The sequence below is a fragment of the Acinetobacter psychrotolerans genome (assembly GCF_048552595.1).
Taxonomy (GTDB): domain Bacteria; phylum Pseudomonadota; class Gammaproteobacteria; order Pseudomonadales; family Moraxellaceae; genus Acinetobacter.
In genome coordinates, this window is the sequence record NZ_JBIMDK010000064.1 from 1 (window position 1) to 279 (window position 279).

General features: G+C 37.6%; 1 protein-coding gene. It reads left to right on the top strand.

The features are described 5' to 3' along the window. Nucleotides 1-50 precede the first annotated feature (50 nt). Nucleotides 51-279 (top strand): hypothetical protein (locus ACG94X_RS16865; RefSeq protein WP_419384809.1); only part of this gene is annotated, 229 nt, incomplete at its 3' end.

Genomic DNA, 279 nt, shown 5'->3' on the forward strand with positions numbered 1-279 from the left:
GGATAATCAAAGACTGAAACTGGCAGTAGATAAATATCGGAGCACTGAACATGGAGATGAGTTCGAATCTTTCGAAGTATTCTAATAAGTCTCAGCAGTATCCCATCATTAATGATGGGACTGCACCAAAAGCAAAGGCTAAATTTTTAGAAGATTTTCCAACTATTAAGCCTCATAAGTACCAAACGCTATCGAACGTGCAAATATCATCCTTTAATGATTTTGCATGCGGTAATACTGGAATTGACACCTTTTTACGCCATGGAGAAGGGTTAAAGT